This window comes from Azoarcus sp. PA01, from assembly GCA_001274695.2.
In the GTDB taxonomy this organism is placed as follows: domain Bacteria; phylum Pseudomonadota; class Gammaproteobacteria; order Burkholderiales; family Rhodocyclaceae; genus Aromatoleum.
Map to the genome: position 1 here is coordinate 22,888 of LARU01000005.1, position 16,789 is coordinate 39,676.

The window sequence follows — 16,789 nt, forward strand, 5'->3', positions numbered from 1 at the left end:
GGGCAACCCCAATGCCAACCCGATCAATCTCGCGATCACCCGGCAGCCAATGCCGCGTGAATTGGCTTTACAGGGCAGGGGCACCTCGCAAGACGCGCACCTGCACCACGAACGACAAGCTTGCCGCTGGCCTCCGTACCAGTCTCTCAGGGCGATACTGCAGCCCGTATGAGACTTGAACGGAGAAGGCCATGAAGCTTTGGGAGGATCGAATCGAGTTGACCGGTCATGAACCACAACTGCTCGCACTCGCTTGCCAAGGCCGTCCACGGCCTGCGCTCACGGCCGAGGTGTTCGCCGAATGGCTGCTCGAACCGATGCCGGATGAACTACCTGCGTTATGTCACGGCGCGCGCCTCGTTCTGCGGGAGCACTTCGTTGCAGCCTTTGCCGTTCCCACAGCTGACGACACCGCTGGCATCACGTGGGCGGTCACTCGTCACCCAGCCGCACTCGTCTGGCTGCACAGCCAGGGAATCCGCCCGCAGCGTGTGGTCGCGCATCTCGACCCCACGCAGCCCGCCCCGGGCGACGTGGTGGCCGGCATCCTGCCTCTGTCGCTCGCCGCCAGCCTGCATCGGCGGGGCGTACGTTGTATCAACCTGTCCATCGATGCCATGTGGAAAGATCGGGGCCGCGAGCTGACGGTGGCGCGCATGCGCGAATGCGGTGCCCGGCTGGAGATCGTCCAGGAAATCGACATCCGGGTAGTGGCGAGAGCGGTTGAAACCGCATGATTAATCGGGCCCGCATTCCATTGCTCGACGGTTCCGCCAATCCTCTCCACCGCTGCAGGTTCCTGTGGTGGATGCAGTACCATTTATTTTGCCGTACGTTTGAGCTGCCCCGCGGCCCTATCCTCAAGTTCAACACCCCCGACGTCATCAAGGACTACCGACGCAAGCACCAGCCTTTCCACCCGGCCGAGCGCACGTCGAGTATATCGGTGCGGGGAGGCAATCCGAACGAGTGTGCCAGATAGGTTGCACGGTTCTCGCGTTCGAACGTCGGGGCGCCTCGCGCACCCAGTCAGCCGGTGCGGCTCCCTGACTCGGATGACGGATATGCACTTTGGCACGAGACGAGTCCTTCGGGTCTGGAAACACATCGCCGATGTACAGATGAAAGGGCTCTGCCTCCCGAAAGCCCGCGCTATGAAGAAGCAGCGTGACACCCAGATGCTCGGCCACCTCCTGAGCAGGTCGGCCGGCATCGAGGAGTTGCTTGGCAGAAGAAATTTTCGAGTCGGACATCTGTCAGGAGGAACCCAATAATCCCCAGGGGTTGCCCGCCGCTCCGATCCGAGACCCCTTTTTGTTGCCGGCCCTGCTCCACGACAATTGCCGAGATCAGGGCTATAACGTGATCTGTCTGTGCGTGCTTGGGGAACCGGTGCCACCCTCCGATCAAGAGATCCGTAACAAGTACCGATTGCCAGACAGCGTGCCGATACGCCATGAGCTGCCGAACCCACAGGAGCTCGCCGAGACCTCGTCGTTTCTGCTGCGCACCGCACAGGCGTTTGGCTACGAGGAATGGATGTGGAGGTCCGTCGGCGGCATGCTGATCGGCGTTGCTGTGATCGTGCCCGCCATCGATGGCGTGATCCAGTATTGGGCGCCGAAAATTGATGCTGCCTACGAGTATGCGGCGCCTTATCTTGACGCGGTCGCCCAGTCTGGCGTCAGACTGTCTGAGGATCTCATCGCGTTTGGCGGCTCACCCGGTTCGACGACAGAAGAGCGCGGCCGCCTTGTCCTGGCGCCTTATGACGGCTCGAGTTTTGGGCCGTCAGCAAGTGCGTGGCTGACCGTCGGAAAGGCGGTGTTCTGGCGAATCGTGCCGACACGCCATCTTGCGCGACCCTTCCAGGGACCGCTTTCGCACGACACCTTCTGGCTGCCGCAAGGCACGCCCGTGGCATTGGCGGCCGAACATCTGCTGCAGGCGATCCTCGAGGGCTTCATCGCGCCGTCGTTTCACGACCAGGTACACGCACGAGATTGGACTCGTCACGTCCTGCTTCGCGCGTCACTCGACTCCGTGAAAGTGCGCGTTGCGACTTCTGTCGAGGCAGGCGCACACGGCGGCATCCACAAACTGGCTCATCGTTGGTTCAGTGAGACGGAGTCCGCATTGCTTCTCGTTCCGTCTCGCAGTTTATCGGATTCGCGGACCGTCATCATCAATCTTCAACATCCTGATGCACGACGCATCGCGATCGAGAAGGTGAGCCTACGTCCTTCAGCTTAGAACTTATCCGTAAATAGATATACTCTCCCTGAAGCCGCAGTTGCCGCGGTGTTGGGGAGAGGGTATGACCGGGCGAGTTCAATCGTGGGAGGTGACCGATGCGTTCTGGGCGCGTGTGGAGCCACTGATTCCGCCACGCGCGCCCCCTCCGGGCAAGCGGTACGTGCGCAGACCGGGGGCTGGGCGCCCGCCCAAGCCGCCACGACTGGTGTTCGAAGCCATTGTGTATGTGCTGCGCACGGGCTGCCAATGGAAGGCCTTGCCCAAGGAGCGATTCGGCAGCGCCAGCGCGGTGCACAAGCGCTTTCTCGAATAGGAGAAGGCGGGGCTGTTCGAAGCGCTGTGGCAGGCTGGGCTGGCCGAGTACGACGAGATGGAAGGCATTGCCTGGCGCTGGCAAAGCGTGGATGGGGCGATGATGAAAGCGCCTCTGCACAATAAGCCGTCGGGCCCAACCCGACGGATCGGGGGAAAAAAGGGGAGCAAACGTCATCTGCTCGTCGACGGCCGTGGCGTCCCGTTGTCGCTCATCGTGACCGGGGCCAACGTCAATGATGGCAAGCGGCTCGTAGAGGTGCTCAGCGCCATCATGATCAAGCGCAAGAACCCGCCGCGGCGGCGACACAAGCACCTGTGTGCCGATGCTGGATATCGCAGGTGCGGAGAACCGTCAAACCATCGAGGCGCACGGCTATATCCCTCATGGGCGCCTCGAATAACCAGCGATTTCGTCGAAATCGCCTTTGTAAGTCGTTGATTTATCGTGCCTGCAATTTCGAAAAATGAGGTTTTTCGAGGCACCCTCATATGGTCAATCGCCGCAAGGAAGCCGACATGAAACGTCGCAATCCGAAAAAGAAGGCCAGGCGCTGGGTGGTCGAGGTCTGCCACAGCTGGTTCAACCGCTTTCGCAAACTGCTCGTGCGCTACGAGAAACTCGAACGCAGCTTCCTCGCCCTCAATCATCTGGCCACTGCCATCATCGCCTTTCGCAAGGTGCCGCTCAACGTCAATATAATTTACGGATAGATTCTTAAGAGGAACGCGACTTGCCCGGTTATAAGCGATGTTCCCCCGTGCTATGTACCGGCTGAATGTTTCTTGATCATTTCCTCAACTTTCCGAAGAATGTCCGCCTGTGCATCCTTTAGTGCGGTGTTGAACTCAGCGAGGAGTTCTGATTTCAAAACCACCATATCTTTCTTCGACTCTGCCACCGCCTCCGTCAAGTCGGTCGCAACGTCGCGCAGCAGAGCATCGATTTCTCCAGCCACGTAGATAACGTACTCACCATCTGGAATAGCCTGAGATGTTGTCTCAGTTCTCACCCCTCCTCCTGAAGGAAGTTGAACTTCTCGAGTAGTTGTATGATATCGAAACTTAGGCACGGTCATTGGCATTGATTTTTTCCTCTTAGAAGACTGTCAAAATGTTGCAATCCTGATTAGGCTGGCCGAATCAAGAATATTCTTCCGCTCTAAATTTGAGCTCGCCAATTCTCCAAAACCCAATTCAAAAATTGGGTGATCGTCTGAATCAAGAATGGTCCCCGATAACCTGTTGGGGCCTCTAGATGAGGCGCACCATTTACAGTCCGCCGCAACTCCGTAGTTTTTTCTTATTCTTAAGAGTTGGGCGATTAAGTGATAATGCCCGAAATCGAAAAGGTCCGGCCAATAAACCATTGGCACGCCAGGTCCGCATAACATAAACGTGTAAGCAAAAGGCTTGTGTTGTTCGGAACATGGCCAACGCATCTGCCCCATGCGCCCAACACGACAAAGGGGGGACATTCCTGTATCGTGGTTCTCCACAAACGTTACCATCGACTTCCGAATCCACTCGACGTTAACCGTATTTAGTCCGTAGTCAAGATATTGAACGTCATGACGTTGAACCATTTCCTTAAACCGATAGTCCAGCACGTGTGAACTAGTATCTGAAGCCCAGCCGATAACTCGGTCGATAGGATCGACCCCATAGCGCTCGACTAAAGGGTCAAAATCTTCAAGTGGACCGCATCGAATATCTTTTTCAAGTCGGGGCCAGTATTCACCAATCGAAATTATTTCGGCCTTTTGAAGGTTTGTAATCCATTGATTAAAAAGATCTGGATCCATTCCGTAGATCTGGTCCCAACGAAAACCATCAACGTTGCATTCAACCACGAGCCTATTCAAGTTGTGGATAAAGCATGATTGAACGCGAAAACAGCTATGATCGATATCCGCGTCGCCAGCAAGAAAAATCTTTGCTCTTGATTGCTTTTGAGGACAAGCTCTCCAAGATTCCCCGGGGTAATCCCAGATGTCTCTGGTCATTCGCTTATAGTCACGATGATTCGTGACTATATCTACAATCACCTTAATACCGACTTGGTGACACTGTTCAACCAACGTTCGAAGTTCTTCTTCGGTTCCATAAAAGCTGTTCAGGTCAAAGTCAGACCAGAAGTAGCCTTCGCCTCCACCATAGTCGTCTCCGTTCTCCCAAGTGGAACGGTCTATCCATGGAGGAGGAAGATAGATAACCGTAAACCCCAACTCGGCTATATGCTGCGCAAAGCCAGTCAGTATCATGTACCATGATTTATCTGAACCTCGAAGCGTTCCGGTCCCGGAAGTCTTTACCAAATTCCAATGAAACGCCTGGAGTATGATGTCGGTCGGCGCAAGACAGGAGCGCATTCTGTTTTTCTATATCGGAGCCTTATGCGGGACTAAATGCGCTATTGAAAATAACACATTCCCCCATTGTCTTAGAATATTCGACCCGCTTTCTGCTTGACTCGCGCGCAAGGGCATCACAAAGATCATAATCGGCGAGTTCAAGGTCAATGCGATCACGAAGAGCGATCATCTCCTGCAAATTGGATGACGGTCTGTAATATCCGAGGTCGTCGACCGCCTCAGCCGCCGATGGAAGGGGGAGGGTTAAGGAACGGCCAAGACTGTTCACGTCGCCATCGATGTCAATGACGATTTGCCAATGGTCGTGAATCGTTTGCAAGACATTATCTGGTAAAACAGTATATCGGAGTTCGTTCGGTGTTATGTCCTTCAGCTTCTTGCGTGTTTCGGCAAATCCCGGTGCCCGAACAACGTACTCTCCTTCGTACGCCCAATCAATGCGCCAAGGCATAGCCTTCTCGACGAAGTTCGGTTGCGCGCCTTGCGCTGATGAATAATCAAGAATCAGAGCTTTCGATAGAAATCGACGAAGAATGGAAGGGTTTTTCCAGTCGCGAACGGCGATTTCGTAGATCCGAGGGTTGATTGCCGCTGCAGCCAGACACTGCCGAACGGCATACCTTGACCAGTTTGACGCAAGCAATGCGTTGAATTGAAGAAGGTGAAAAGTGATGTGATACGGCCCACGTCGTGAGCTATTTACGAAGTCATGTAGGAGGAGAGGAACAATTCCTTCCCCAGCGAAAATCGACTCCTGTGTGATACACAAGTTAAGAAGGCGGCGGCAATAGCCTAGGGCGACACGACCTATTCGTCCCGGCACTTCGCCGTTTCTTTGATTTAGGATCTCATCGAGCGGGGGGATCTTGCGATCAACCACGAGCTGAGAATAAAAGTGAGAGTCGATAATGGGTTCAGCGATCTTCTTCGCCGCGTTCCATTCGACCACATTTTCCAGGTTTCGATATACCCATTGCAGCTCTGCCGCATCGGCAGATGAAATCGTCGCCTCATTGTAGGAATAGGTAGTAGCTCTGATGTTTGTGTCTCTTACCAACGCACATGGATGCATTGCTTGCAGCAATCCAATGTGCACTTTAGCTGGAACTGATTCAGGATGGGCCTGCTTCCAACGGCGTGCACATTGATCCTTCAACATTATCGTCCAGAAGTACATCCCCGCATCTTTTGTTAGGTCTACCTTCTCGTCTTTCGGCCCGTCCGTCTCAAGGAAGTCCGGCCTCAGTAGATCCAAATACGGCGACTGGTTCTGGTGAGCGTAGTTGTAAGCTTTAAAAACTTGATTCAACGAGTAATCCATCAATACGTTGACGGAGTTCTGCATCCCTAAATGATAATACTCATTTAGCTCGTTAAAGTGCGCGCGAAAGTGGGCAAAGTCATTAAAACGATTGTTTGCAAAACCATAGTTCCTTCTGAGTTCCAAAAATTCGGCGAGATTTTCAATCGGTCTCATGGATTGCTCGCTTGACCAGTTAACAGCAACGGTCACCAACAACTGAATTTCGTGGAGTTCGCGTAGATTCTGCAGGTGAGCGGACTGAAACTGCTTAACGAACTCCACGAGCACCTCGAGCGTTTGGATTTGCATCCGCTGCATTTCGCGGAGCTCCTTACGTATTTCGGTTAACTGATCAATAATGATCTGTTGGTTTTGGAGCACCATATCGAGGCGCTCCATGATTTGTTCGTGACGTTGAGTAGCGATATCTTTGCCTTCGAATAGCGCTCCGGTAATTGCCGCTATACCGCCAAGAAAGTCGCCTGTAGAAAATGCGGTGAACGCAGTGAACGCGGTTTGACCTATTTTTACCGCGGAGTTTAGGGAAGCGCTGATTTATTCCGTTCGCCCTGAGCTTGTCGAAGGGCATTCCCTGCAACAACAAGGGCTTCGACAGGCTCAGCCCGAACGGTTTCGATTTAATCAGCGCTTCCTTAGGTCATTCAAAAGTTTCGGGTCGATCTTGACCACGGTGCTCAGATCGTTGACGATCTGCATAGTAGTCGCAGCAGCGTTCAGGTATTTTTTTGTATTATCGAGGAAGTTCTTTTTGTTCTGAACAGCTTCTAAGCGCTTCGTGAGCGCGACCCGCTCCTCTTCGTCCATCCCCATTAGCTGCTGACGCTTGAGGAACGCAAGCTGGTCCTCGGGGTTCATCGTTGAAAATAGATACTGATTGATGAATGTGACGTCGTTTTCTAGATTGCCGAGCCTGCCACCGAAATCTATCGTTATCTCTTTAAGATCGTCCTTTATGGCGACCAGGTCGCCTTGTATTTGCCGAATATCTTGGTGGTTTTTTAGAGCTAGGCGTTGGATGATTTGGACGTTAGCACTAATATTCTCGACGTCACCCTTTACGTCGTCGATTTGCGTTTGTAGCGCGTCGTCAGCAAGCTGGGAGAAGCGGATATGTGAATTGAGCTTGTCTTCGAGCAAACTGGACATGTAGTGCTGAAACTGGGGCCTCGCCTCGTCTGGGATTTTCGCCAAATCCACATTGGCAAAGATCCCTCGGTCTTTATCGAGAATCTCGCCAATCACCGCGACCTTTTCATTTCTTGAGCCGTTTTTGAATCGCTGTTCAAGGGCATTAAGATCAGCGTTGTACTGGTCTCGAAGTAATCTGAATTGTAGACCAACAAACTTCTCACACTTCGCTTTTGAATCTTGATCTATCGCAGATAAAGTGTAATCAAACAGCGCTTCGGTCGCAGCCGTAACCGTTACCAGTGCAATCGCTGCCGTAGCTCCTACGGGTCCGCCGGCCGCGGCGCCGATTGCGATTGACCCAAGGACTATCTCTTTGTTTAAGCTAATGATGGAGCGACCTAGTTTTGCCTCGGATGTGTAGTGGTTGTGGAGATTGGTTAGATTTTCAATGCGAGTAGCCAGATTTTTGTAGTCTTTTGCTTCGTTTGTGTCAAAAATGTCTTTGTACGAGCGCGCCTCAAAACCAGATGCAATCCCTCTTGCAACGTGGAACAATCCTGACGCCGAATATTTGGTCGCGAGTTCCGCGAGCTGTGTTCTTTTTTCTTCGTCAATGTTGGTCAAGGCGTCTCCCTTCTAGATAGTGGGCTCCAGCGTTGGAATCATTTTGAAACTGTAAAAAACTCACTTCGCGAAATCTGTCTGAATCGCCCCGGGTTTCGCGGAGGCTCCAACTCTTGAGAAGAGGGAGCCATGAAGAGATCAACGAAGTTCTCCTCCGAGGTGGTCGAGCGCGCCGTGCGCATGGTGTTCGAGGCCAAAGACCAGTACGAATCCCAGTGGGCGGCGATCGTCTCGATCGCAGCAAAGATTGGCTGCACGGCGGAAACGCTGCGCCGTTGGGTTCGCCAGCATGAGCGGGACACTGTGCAGCGTGACGGGGTCACGACCGCGGAGGCGGCCCGCCTCAAGGAGCTCGAGCGCGAGGTGCGCGAGCTGAAGAAAGCCAACGAGATCCTGCGCCTGGCCAGCGCGTATTTCGCGCAGGCGGAGCTCGACCGCCGCAACAAGTGATGAACGGCTTCCTCGACACGCACCGCGAGCGCTTCGGGATCGAGCCGATCTGCAGGGTACTGCAGGTTGCCCCGTCCGCTTATCGACGCGCCGTGGCGCGCCGGCGCGATCCGGCCTTGCGCTCGTCGCGAACCCGTCGTGACGAGGTGCTGGCGGGCCACATCGAGCGGGTCTGGCAGGCGAATCTGCAGGTGTATGAAGCGCGCAAAGTGTGGCGGCAGCTGCAGCGCGAAGGCCTCGAGGTCGCGCGCTGCACCGTGGAGCGGCTGATGCGTGCCCAAGGGCTGCGCGGTGCCAGGCGTGGCAAGGCGGTTCGGACCACCCGGCCCGATCCTGCTGCACCTTGTCCGCTCGATCGCGTCAATCGGCAGTTCGCTGCGCCGCGCCCGAACCAGCTCTGGGTCTCTGACTTCACGTATGTCTCGAGTTGGCAGGGTTTTGTGTACGTGGCCTTCGTCATCGACGTCTTCGCCCGCTTCATCGTGGGCTGGCGCGTCAGCCGATCCATGCACACCGAATTCGTGCTCGACGCTCTGGAGCAGGCTCTGTGGGCGCGCCAACCCGAGCGCAACGCTTTGATTCATCATAGCGATCCCGGCTCGCAGTACGTGTCGATCCGCTACAGTGAGCGACTGAGTGAGGCGGACATCGAGCCGTCGGTCGGCAGCCGCGGGGACAGCTACGACAATGCCCTGCCCGAGACGATCAACGGGCTGTACAAGGCAGAAGTCATTCATCGGCGTGGCCCATGGAAAAGCGTTGAAGCGGTCGAGTTGGCCACCCTCGAATGGGTCTCATGGTTCAACTGTCACTGACCGGCACAATAGAGCCACCGATGATCGGCATATAGGAGCCAGCTGGAAGGGGCTCTGACGAACGTCTGCGGGGGTTCAAGATTCGTTGTTTTTCGGGGTGCTGGCAAGGGCTGTTTTGGCCTTGTTTGGACCGTGTCGGGGCGAGCGGTAGGAAGCCCCGTCGAGCGTCAGGCAGTAGGCGTTGTGACGCAGGCGATCGACGGTGGCGGAAGCAAGTAGGCGGTTACCCGGGAAGGCCTGGTCCCACTCGGTGAAGTCGAGGTTGCTGGTGACGACGGTGGCGGCCTGCTCGTAACGTTCGGCGATCAGGTCATGCAGGTCTTCGTCGGCGGGCGAACGCAGCGGTTTCAGCCCGAAGTCATCGATGATGAGGACCGGCACGCGCGCCAGTTGCTGGAGCTTCCGTTCATAGGCTCCGGTAGCCCGCGCCGCATTGAGGCTCGCGAGCAACTGCGAGCAGGACGCGAAGACGACGTCGTGACCCTGGCGCACCGCGCAGTGGCCGAGCGCCTGCGCGAGATGGCTCTTGCCGGTGCCGCAGGGGCCGACGATGAGCACCGGGGCGCGCTCGTCGATGTAGCGCCCCGTGGCCAGATCATGCACCAGCGCGCGGTTGGTCGAGGGCAGCCGGTCGAACTCGAAGCCTTCGAGGGTCTTGGTCGCGCGAAACGCCGCGCGGCGCAGCCGCGTGGCGAACTTCTTCTGCTCGCGCCGCGCGACCTCGTCCTGGATCAGTAGCGCGAGAAATTCCGTGTAGGCGAGCTTCGCGTCAATGGCCTGGCGGTTGCGGGCCTCGAGCGAGTCGAGGATGCCGGAAAGGCGTAACTGCTTGAGCTGCGGCGCCAGTTCGGTGGCGGGATTCATGGTGAGAGACTCCTTGGGTGAGATGGGCGTGCGCCCGGTCAGTGAAGCGAGGGGGATTCGTCAGCGAAGAGCGCCGCGGTGGCACGAGCGAAGCGGGCGCGGTCGGCATAGGGTTCGGTGCTGACCGCGGTGAGCGGCTGCAGGTCGTGGCCGCCGGCGAGGATGGTCTTGACGGTGCGGTAATGCGGGCTGTCGTGGTCGAGCGCACGCGCGCAGGCGGCCTCCAGGCGCGCCGCGCCGTAGCGGCTCTTCAACTGCAGCACGCCTTGGGCGGCGCGTAGCCGCTCACTGATGCGGTCGGTGAGCAGCCGCCCGATGAGCCGGGCGCACGCCTCGCCGATCTCCGCGGCCTGCTGCAGACACCAGCTGCGGTCGTGCGCGAAGAAGCGCTGGGCGGCGGGCGGCAGATGGTCGGTGACGGTGCGCCGCTCGCCGGGACGACGGGCGCGGGCGTGGGTGGCGACCGGTTTGAAGTCCTGATAGACCGTGACGACGGTGTCGGTCGCCCGCAGCCACAGGCGTTTGCCGACCAGGGCGAACGGCACGGAGTACAGCGCGCGCTCGAAGCTGACGTGACAGTCGCGATGCACCGCCACCTGGTGCCAGGTGCCCAGATCCGGCGGCACCGCCGGCAGCGGCCGCAGCACGCTGCGCTCGACGGCGAAGCTCGCGAGCGGCTGCACCCGCGTCGTGCCGTGAATGCGCAGCCCCGCTTCCTGCAACACCCAATCGCGCGCCTGGGCGTTCAGATCGGCCAGATCGCGGAAGCTGCGCGTGGGCAGGAAGTTGCCCTTCACGTATTTGACGCCCGCCTCCACGATCCCCTTCTTCTGCGGATCCTGGGGCGGGCAGGCGTCGATCCGAAAGCCGTAGCCTTCGGCGCATTCGGCGTAGGCGCGCTGCACCTCGGGGTCGTGCGCGCACGCCTTGGTGATCGCGCACTTGGCGTTGTCGATGATGAGGCGAGCGGGCACCGCGCCGAACCACTCGAAGGCGCGCCGATGGCAGCCGAGCCAGGTGCGCACGCTCTGATCCCACACGAACTCGACGTACTGGTGCCGCGAGAAACACAGCGTCATCACGAAGGCCCACGTGCGGCGCAGCTCGCCCGTGGCCGGATCCACGAGCTGCGGGCCGGCGCCGAAATCGACCTGCGCCGCTTCGCCCGGCGCGAACGACAAGCGCACGGTCGCTTCCGGCGGGCGCTCGCGCTCGATCGCGGCAATGAGCCGGCGCACGCTGGAATAGTGCCCGGTGAAACCGTGCTCGCGTTTGAGGGTGGCGTGGATCACCACGCCCGACACGCCCTGCGCCAACCACTGCTCGATGAGCGGCCGGTAGGCGCCAATCGACGACTGCGCGGTCACCGGCAGGCGCGGCCGGCCGATCGCCGCGGCGATCTCGGCGTCCTCCGGCACCGGCTGCGCCGGATCGAGCCAGCCGCGGGCGGCGGCCAACTCCCGGAAACGGGCCGCCTTCGCCCGTCCCATCAGTTTCGCGCGCGCGATCTCGCGCTCGGAGTCGCCCTGACGCATGCGCATCAGGGCCTGGCGGTACTCGTACATCTCGATGCTCCTGCGGGCCACCGGCTCCCTCCTGCCAAACCAAAACCCGGCAGGGTAGCGATGGACCGCTCAAGGTCGAGACGTCCGTCAGAACAACGCTGGCTCCATTACGCCGATCCGGCGCTGGCGCCTATGTGCCGATCCGTGACTGGCTCCAATATGCCGATCACGCCCTGGCCTCAATGTGCCGATCATCAACTGGCTTCAATGTGCCGGTCGATGACATCAACCACCACCGCTTGCTTGAGCCAATCGGGTACATTCCTCCCGCCGAAGCCGAGGCAAACTATTACCGCAACCTGAACGAGGACGATCGCCGCCTGACTCAAACAAAACGGCCTCCGCGAAACCCGGTGCGATTCAGTTTTTCGAGATACCGGCAAGGGCTGTTTTGGCCCGGTTTGGAGCGTGTCGCGGGGCGCGGTACGAGACCCCGTCGAGCGTCAGGCAATAGGCGTTGTGACGCAGCCGATCGACGGTGGCCGAGGCGAGGAGCCGATTGTCGGGGAACGCCTGGTCCGGCCAAGCTTTCGCCGTCTGCCCCTCGCAAACCGCCTTGATCGCCTGTTGGCGCATCACCTGCAGCGAGTGGTGGTCGATCGCGCGACCGTCCGAGTTCCGTTTGCATTTCACCCGCGTATTGTCTCATAGCATGACAATACTTACGAGAAGGTTAGTAAAACATCATGAGAACTATGCCTGCTTCGCCGTCGGCCCTGCTCAACGTGCGCTTGCTACGCTCAGAAGGGATCCCCGGCGACGGTTTCGAGCAACAATGAGGAGTGCCGCAAAGGACGCCAGTATCAAGGAGAAGGAGTTCGGCTCTGGAACAAGGAAGGCGGATTTATACAGCCACACTCCCATCCAGTCGGCTGTCGCCTCTTTCCCCGCGAAACTCAAAAGACTGGCGGAATCTCCTGCTCCCTCAAGAAAATAGTTTTCGAGATACGGGCGAAGCGGATGGGCTGTTCCATCGCCATCGAGATACAGGGATCTACTCAATCCGTATACACCCTCGGCAATTCCGGGCGAGTGATGGTAGGTGTTGACAAACATCGATTCATCTATCAACGCATCAATGTTGCCGCCAAAGAATTCACCCCAGCTACTATCAAGTGTTGGAAATTCGACCGTTTGGGGAAATATCAGGCGATCGAATAGTACTCTTATGTCGTCCACTGACGCCCAGGTCCATCCATCGAATAGTACGTTGCCGATACTACCTTTGCAGACGCCAGTATTTTCTTTGCATGCGCCAGCTACTTGACTCCAGGAAACGCCCACCGTCTCACTTACCTGCCGCCAATCCCTACCGTCGATGACTAAAGCATTTGCCGTGGGGGATATAAGCAACGCGAGCGTCAAAGCGACGGCTATACGTACTGTAAGGAGGCGTGATTGCGTCTGCGCCATGCCAACAACGGTTCTCATTGTCATTCGCATTTTCCTGATCTTTTTTTAATTACAGGTTTATCGTATCACATAAGCATTAATCATGAAAATACGCTAATTACCGTACAGAAACGCGCCTCTGACTAAGAACTTATCCGTAAATTATGTTGATGCTGAGGGGCACGTTGCGAAAGGCGATGATGGCAGCGGCAAGGGGGTTGAGGGCGAGGAAGCTTCGTTCCAGCTTCTCATATCGCACAAGCAACTTGCGGAAGCGATTGAACCAGCTGTGGGCGACCTCAACGACCCATCGTCGTTTTGCCTTCTTGCTGGGGTCGCCTCCCTTGATGTCTGCTTCCTGGCGGCGGCTAACGACGTGAGGGATATAGCGGTGCGTCTCGATCGTGCGAAGATTCTCGGCGCTGCGGTAGCGCGGCGTCGGCGCAAAGGTGCTTGCTGCGTCGAACCGGCGGGCATCTGCGCTTGACGACGATGGCCTTGAGCACCTCATTGAGCCGCTTGCCGTCATTGACGTTGGCCCCGGTCACGATGAACGACAACGGGACGCCACGGCCGTCCACCAGCAAATGGCGTTTGCTGCCCTTTTTTCCCCCGATCCGTCGGGTTGGGGCCGACGGCTTCCTGCGCCAAGGGGGCCTTCATCATGGCTCCATCGACGCTTTGCCAGCGCCAGGCGATGCCCTCCATCTCGTCGTACTCGGCCAGCCCCGCTTTCCACACTGCCTCGAAGAAGCCCGCTTCTTCCCATTCAAGGAAGCGCTTGTGGATGGCGCTGGCGCTGCCAAAGCGCTCCTTGGGCAAGGCCTTCCATTGGCAACCCGTGCGAAGCACGTACACGATGGCCTCGAACACCTGTCGCGCCGGCTTCGGGGGACGACCGGCGCCGGGCTTGCGCAAGTACTGCTTGTCTGGCGACGGCACGCGCTGCGGTACCAGCGGTTCCACCCGCTGCCAGAACGCATCCGTTACCACCCACGATTCGACTCGCGTCGCCATCCTCTCTCTCCGACGCCGTGGAGCTATCGTCAGGACTGGTGTATGAGCAGATCTTGATATGAAGACTTGATGAGGCGGCGTGCCTCTGCTGAGAATGGTTTGTCGAGAACGATTTTCAGCAACCACGGAGGTCACGCCATGAAGAAGGATACGAGTAGGCAGTCGGTTGAGCAATCGGAGGTGGGTCTGTCGCTGGAGGAACTGATCCGACGGGGTGCGCGCGATCTGATCCAGAAGGCGATCGAGGTCGAGGTGCGGCAATTGTTGGCCGACTACGAGAACGTGAAGATGCTGGGCGGGCAGAAGGCGGTGGTCAGGAACGGCTATCTGCCGGCCCGCGAAGTGCTCACGGCAGTCGGCAATGTGGAAGTGTGTGTGCCCAAGGTCCGTGATCGCTCGGGCAGCGGCGTGAAGTTCAATTCGACCCTGGTGCCGCCGTATGTTCGCCGCTCGGCGCGGGTGTCGGCCGCGCTGCCCTGGTTGTACCTGAAGGGCATTTCGACCGGCGACATGCGCGAGGCGCTCACGGTGCTGCTCGGCGAGGAGGCACGCGGGCTGTCGCCCAACGTGGTCAGCCGCCTGAAGGCCGAGTGGGCGAGCGACTACACCGACTGGATGAAACGGGATCTGTCCGATGCTCGCTACGTCTATTGGTGGGCTGACGGCGTGCACACCAGTCTGCGAGCCGAAGACGATGCCCGTCAGTGCCTGCTCGTGATCATCGGCGTCAAGCTCGACGGCACCAAGGAGTTGGTCACGGTCGGTGATGGACTGCGTGAATCCAAGGCATCCTGGCTCGAACTGCTGCGCGACCTGAAGAACCGTGGGCTCGAACGGGGTCCTCGGCTGGCCGTAGGCGATGGCGCGTTGGGTTTCTGGGGCGCGCTCGACGAGACCTATCCCGAGACGCGACGCCAGCGTTGCTGGGTGCACAAGACCGCCAACGTCCTGAACGCGTTGCCGAAGTCGCTCCAGGCGAAAGCCAAAGCGGCCCTCCACGAGATCTGGATGGCGCCCACCCGCGCGCTGGCCGAGCAGGCGTTCAAGCAGTTCGTCGAGAGCTACCAGGCGAAATACCCGAAGGCGGCCGAAAAACTCATCAAGGACCGGGACGCGTTGCTCGCCTTCTACGACTTTCCTGCCGAACACTGGGTTCATCTGCGCACGACCAATCCAATCGAGTCGACCTTCGCCACCGTGCGTCACCGCACGACCCGCACGAAGAACTGCGTGACGCGCTCGACGTTCCTGGGCCTGTCCTTGAAGCTCGTGCAGGAAGCCGAGAAGTCGTGGCGCCGTATCAAGAAGGCCGAACGCATTGCCGAACTGATGCAGGGAGTCGTCTTTGCAGACGGGGTGCCGGTGAAAGAGCACGAGCAGGAACAGCAGCGGCTCGCCGCCTGATCGGTCATGCCGAGTGGATTTCATACACCAGACTTGACGATAGCTCCCGCTATCTGAACATGACTCTGCTCGCCGAGCAGAAGAAGGAGGCGCTGCGGCTGGCCGCATGAACTGGCCGCCCGCTTTCAGCGCCGCTTCGGGCTACGCCCTGCGCGGCGCCGAAAGCGAAATGACATCAACCAAGCCGTGCTCACCCAATTTGCACAACTTGACGCACACAACTTGAGCGGCAGATGATCCACGCATTGCCGCCCGAAGCGGGCCTGAGGCCCAAGGTGGGCAAGGGCCGAGGTGCTGTCCGGGGCAAGATTGCTGGGATGACAGCACAGATCAGTTACCTGCATTGAATCTAGGCAGTCGCTGAAGGCCGGGATGGTTCAGAATCTGCACTATGCATAAACCAGCTTTCTTGTGCCGACCGCTAGCAGCGCCGGACTTGGGGATACTCAGCCTTTTTCCGCTGGATGATATCCAGCTCGATATCGAGCCCAAACCGATCCGCAAGAACTTCCGCCATCGTCTGGGGGATCTTGTTGTTACTGGCGTCTTCTGCAGCCAAGACCGGCATCAGCACTGGCCAGTCCTCCCCAACCACGGCCTTGATCTCGCTCACGATCAAAAACCGGTCCGCGAGAATCAACGCGGCTTCGGGGTCGCCGGACTTGGCAGCCCTGTATCGGGTTCATCCTTCAACGCGCCCAAGCCTCCGTTGCGGATGACCTTGGGAAAATTTCCCCACGGTGCACGCTCGCCCATTCCCAACCCACTCACGCCGACCTCCCGTTTTAGCCGCTAAAAGCTACCGAGAGCGCCCTCGACTGAGCTGGACCGTTTCGGCGGACACGCTGGCCTTGCCTTGCGCGTCGTAGCTGATACTTCTGGCGCTCCCAATTTCCGGTGTTTTATCGAAGTCTGAGCGATCGTGCATGACGTAGTTCTTGCCTACTTGCTGGTATACGTGCTCCTTGTCGGCATGAAGGATTACGCCGCTGTGGGCGGCGGCCTTGTCTGCTCGGCTAGCAAGATACAAGTTGTATATACCGGGCCTCAAAGCCCCGGCCTTATCGACTTTGTCGGTGTACCACTGGCCTTCTCGCTCGTTCTGAACGATCCGCGAACCATTCATCACAAGAAGTCTTTGTTTCACTAAGAGCCCCCCTTTGAGTTAGGTCGACAATTCTATGTTTTATCGGTCTTGTTAACGAAAACGGTTCGCGACTGCGCTCTCACCTGACTCGTGTATAGAAAGCGGGTCGGAGC

General features: G+C 58.0%; 13 protein-coding genes, 5 pseudogenes and 1 other annotated feature. Of the genes and pseudogenes, 6 read left to right on the forward strand and 12 right to left on the reverse strand.

All coding sequences use genetic code 11. The features are described from left to right. Window positions 1-191: 191 nt before the first annotated feature. The 4 genes and pseudogenes from csx16 to PA01_19360 all read left to right on the forward strand — a co-directional run bounded on the left by csx16 (window position 192) and on the right by PA01_19360 (window position 3,282). Window positions 192-737, forward strand: coding sequence for a CRISPR-associated protein Csx16 (gene csx16 / locus PA01_19345; GenBank protein ID KAI5911983.1), 546 nt, complete (start codon window positions 192-194; stop codon window positions 735-737). 487 nt (window positions 738-1,224) lie between these two features. Then, window positions 1,225-2,253 carry an RES family NAD+ phosphorylase gene (locus PA01_19350; GenBank protein KAI5911984.1) on the forward strand — a complete coding sequence of 343 codons (1,029 nt, stop codon included), beginning with the start codon at window positions 1,225-1,227 and terminating at the stop codon, window positions 2,251-2,253. A 64-nt stretch (window positions 2,254-2,317) separates the two neighbouring features. Further along, window positions 2,318-2,936 (forward strand): annotated as a pseudogene (locus PA01_19355) (IS5 family transposase). Between the two features lie 121 nt (window positions 2,937-3,057). Further along, window positions 3,058-3,282 (forward strand): annotated as a pseudogene (locus tag PA01_19360) (transposase). Between the two features lie 50 nt (window positions 3,283-3,332). Here the strand turns inward: PA01_19360 and PA01_19365 are convergent. The 4 genes from PA01_19365 to PA01_19380 all read right to left on the reverse strand — a co-directional run bounded on the left by PA01_19365 (window position 3,333) and on the right by PA01_19380 (window position 8,022). Continuing rightward, window positions 3,333-3,653 carry a hypothetical protein gene (locus tag PA01_19365; GenBank protein ID KAI5911985.1) on the reverse strand — a complete coding sequence of 107 codons (321 nt, stop codon included), beginning with the start codon at window positions 3,651-3,653 and terminating at the stop codon, window positions 3,333-3,335. Between the two features lie 24 nt (window positions 3,654-3,677). After that, window positions 3,678-4,832 carry an alpha-amylase family glycosyl hydrolase gene (locus tag PA01_19370; GenBank protein ID KAI5911986.1) on the reverse strand — a complete coding sequence of 385 codons (1,155 nt, stop codon included), beginning with the start codon at window positions 4,830-4,832 and terminating at the stop codon, window positions 3,678-3,680. A gap of 130 nt (window positions 4,833-4,962) precedes the next feature. After that, window positions 4,963-6,645, reverse strand: a complete 1,683-nt coding sequence (locus PA01_19375) for a hypothetical protein (GenBank protein ID KAI5911987.1) — start codon at window positions 6,643-6,645, stop codon at window positions 4,963-4,965. 243 nt (window positions 6,646-6,888) lie between these two features. Continuing rightward, a complete protein-coding gene (locus PA01_19380; protein KAI5911988.1) occupies window positions 6,889-8,022 on the reverse strand; it encodes a hypothetical protein in 1,134 nt (377 codons plus the stop codon). A 129-nt stretch (window positions 8,023-8,151) separates the two neighbouring features. Between PA01_19380 and PA01_19385 the strand changes: the two genes are divergently transcribed. After that, window positions 8,152-9,287 (forward strand): IS3 family transposase gene (locus PA01_19385; GenBank protein ID KAI5911989.1). Its coding sequence is split into 2 segments (ribosomal slippage): window positions 8,152-8,434 and window positions 8,434-9,287, totalling 1,137 coding nucleotides; the frame shifts between segments, so codons are not numbered across the junction. Beyond that, window positions 8,430-8,546, forward strand: a sequence feature (AL1L pseudoknot). Its footprint overlaps the gene before it by 117 nt. Window positions 9,288-9,362: 75 nt before the next feature. Here the strand turns inward: PA01_19385 and istB are convergent. The 6 genes and pseudogenes from istB to PA01_19415 all read right to left on the reverse strand — a co-directional run bounded on the left by istB (window position 9,363) and on the right by PA01_19415 (window position 14,125). Next, a complete protein-coding gene (gene istB, locus PA01_19390; GenBank protein KAI5911990.1) occupies window positions 9,363-10,151 on the reverse strand; it encodes an IS21-like element helper ATPase IstB in 789 nt (262 codons plus the stop codon). Between the two features lie 38 nt (window positions 10,152-10,189). Further along, on the reverse strand, window positions 10,190-11,716 hold the full coding sequence (gene istA, locus PA01_19395; GenBank protein KAI5911991.1) for an IS21 family transposase: 1,527 nt from the start codon (window positions 11,714-11,716) through the stop codon (window positions 10,190-10,192). Window positions 11,717-12,076: 360 nt separating this feature from the next. Further along, window positions 12,077-12,241, reverse strand: a pseudogene (locus tag PA01_19400) (ATP-binding protein). After that, a pseudogene (locus PA01_19405) lies at window positions 12,242-12,349 on the reverse strand (IS630 family transposase). 87 nt (window positions 12,350-12,436) lie between these two features. Then, complete coding sequence (locus PA01_19410) at window positions 12,437-13,153, reverse strand: hypothetical protein (protein ID KAI5911992.1); 717 nt, start codon at window positions 13,151-13,153, stop codon at window positions 12,437-12,439. A gap of 106 nt (window positions 13,154-13,259) precedes the next feature. Next, window positions 13,260-14,125, reverse strand: a pseudogene (locus tag PA01_19415) (IS5 family transposase). A gap of 138 nt (window positions 14,126-14,263) precedes the next feature. On the opposite strand from PA01_19415, the gene PA01_19420 reads away from it, so the two are divergent. After that, entirely contained in the window at window positions 14,264-15,529 is a 1,266-nt protein-coding gene (locus PA01_19420) for an IS256 family transposase (GenBank protein KAI5911993.1), read from the forward strand. 421 nt (window positions 15,530-15,950) lie between these two features. On the opposite strand, the gene PA01_19425 is transcribed toward PA01_19420, so the two are convergent. Both PA01_19425 and PA01_19430 read right to left on the reverse strand, forming a co-directional pair. Continuing rightward, window positions 15,951-16,142, reverse strand: a complete 192-nt coding sequence (locus tag PA01_19425) for a hypothetical protein (GenBank protein KAI5911994.1) — start codon at window positions 16,140-16,142, stop codon at window positions 15,951-15,953. 186 nt (window positions 16,143-16,328) lie between these two features. After that, a complete protein-coding gene (locus PA01_19430) occupies window positions 16,329-16,676 on the reverse strand; it encodes a conjugal transfer protein TraO (GenBank protein KAI5911995.1) in 348 nt (115 codons plus the stop codon). Between the last annotated feature and the right edge of the window lie 113 nt (window positions 16,677-16,789).

Bases quoted from the DNA above. Each gene is read 5' to 3' on its own strand.
- csx16 (KAI5911983.1), top strand. From the start codon at position 192: ATGAAGCTTTGGGAGGATCGAATCGAGTTGACCGGTCATGAACCACAA.
- PA01_19365 (KAI5911985.1), bottom strand. From the start codon at position 3,653: ATGCCAATGACCGTGCCTAAGTTTCGATATCATACAACTACTCGAGAA.
- PA01_19370 (KAI5911986.1), bottom strand. From the start codon at position 4,832: ATGATACTGACTGGCTTTGCGCAGCATATAGCCGAGTTGGGGTTTACG.
- PA01_19375 (KAI5911987.1), bottom strand. From the start codon at position 6,645: ATGGAGCGCCTCGATATGGTGCTCCAAAACCAACAGATCATTATTGAT.
- istB (KAI5911990.1), bottom strand. From the start codon at position 10,151: ATGAATCCCGCCACCGAACTGGCGCCGCAGCTCAAGCAGTTACGCCTT.
- istA (KAI5911991.1), bottom strand. From the start codon at position 11,716: ATGTACGAGTACCGCCAGGCCCTGATGCGCATGCGTCAGGGCGACTCC.
- PA01_19410 (KAI5911992.1), bottom strand. From the start codon at position 13,153: ATGACAATGAGAACCGTTGTTGGCATGGCGCAGACGCAATCACGCCTC.
- PA01_19420 (KAI5911993.1), top strand. From the start codon at position 14,264: ATGAAGAAGGATACGAGTAGGCAGTCGGTTGAGCAATCGGAGGTGGGT.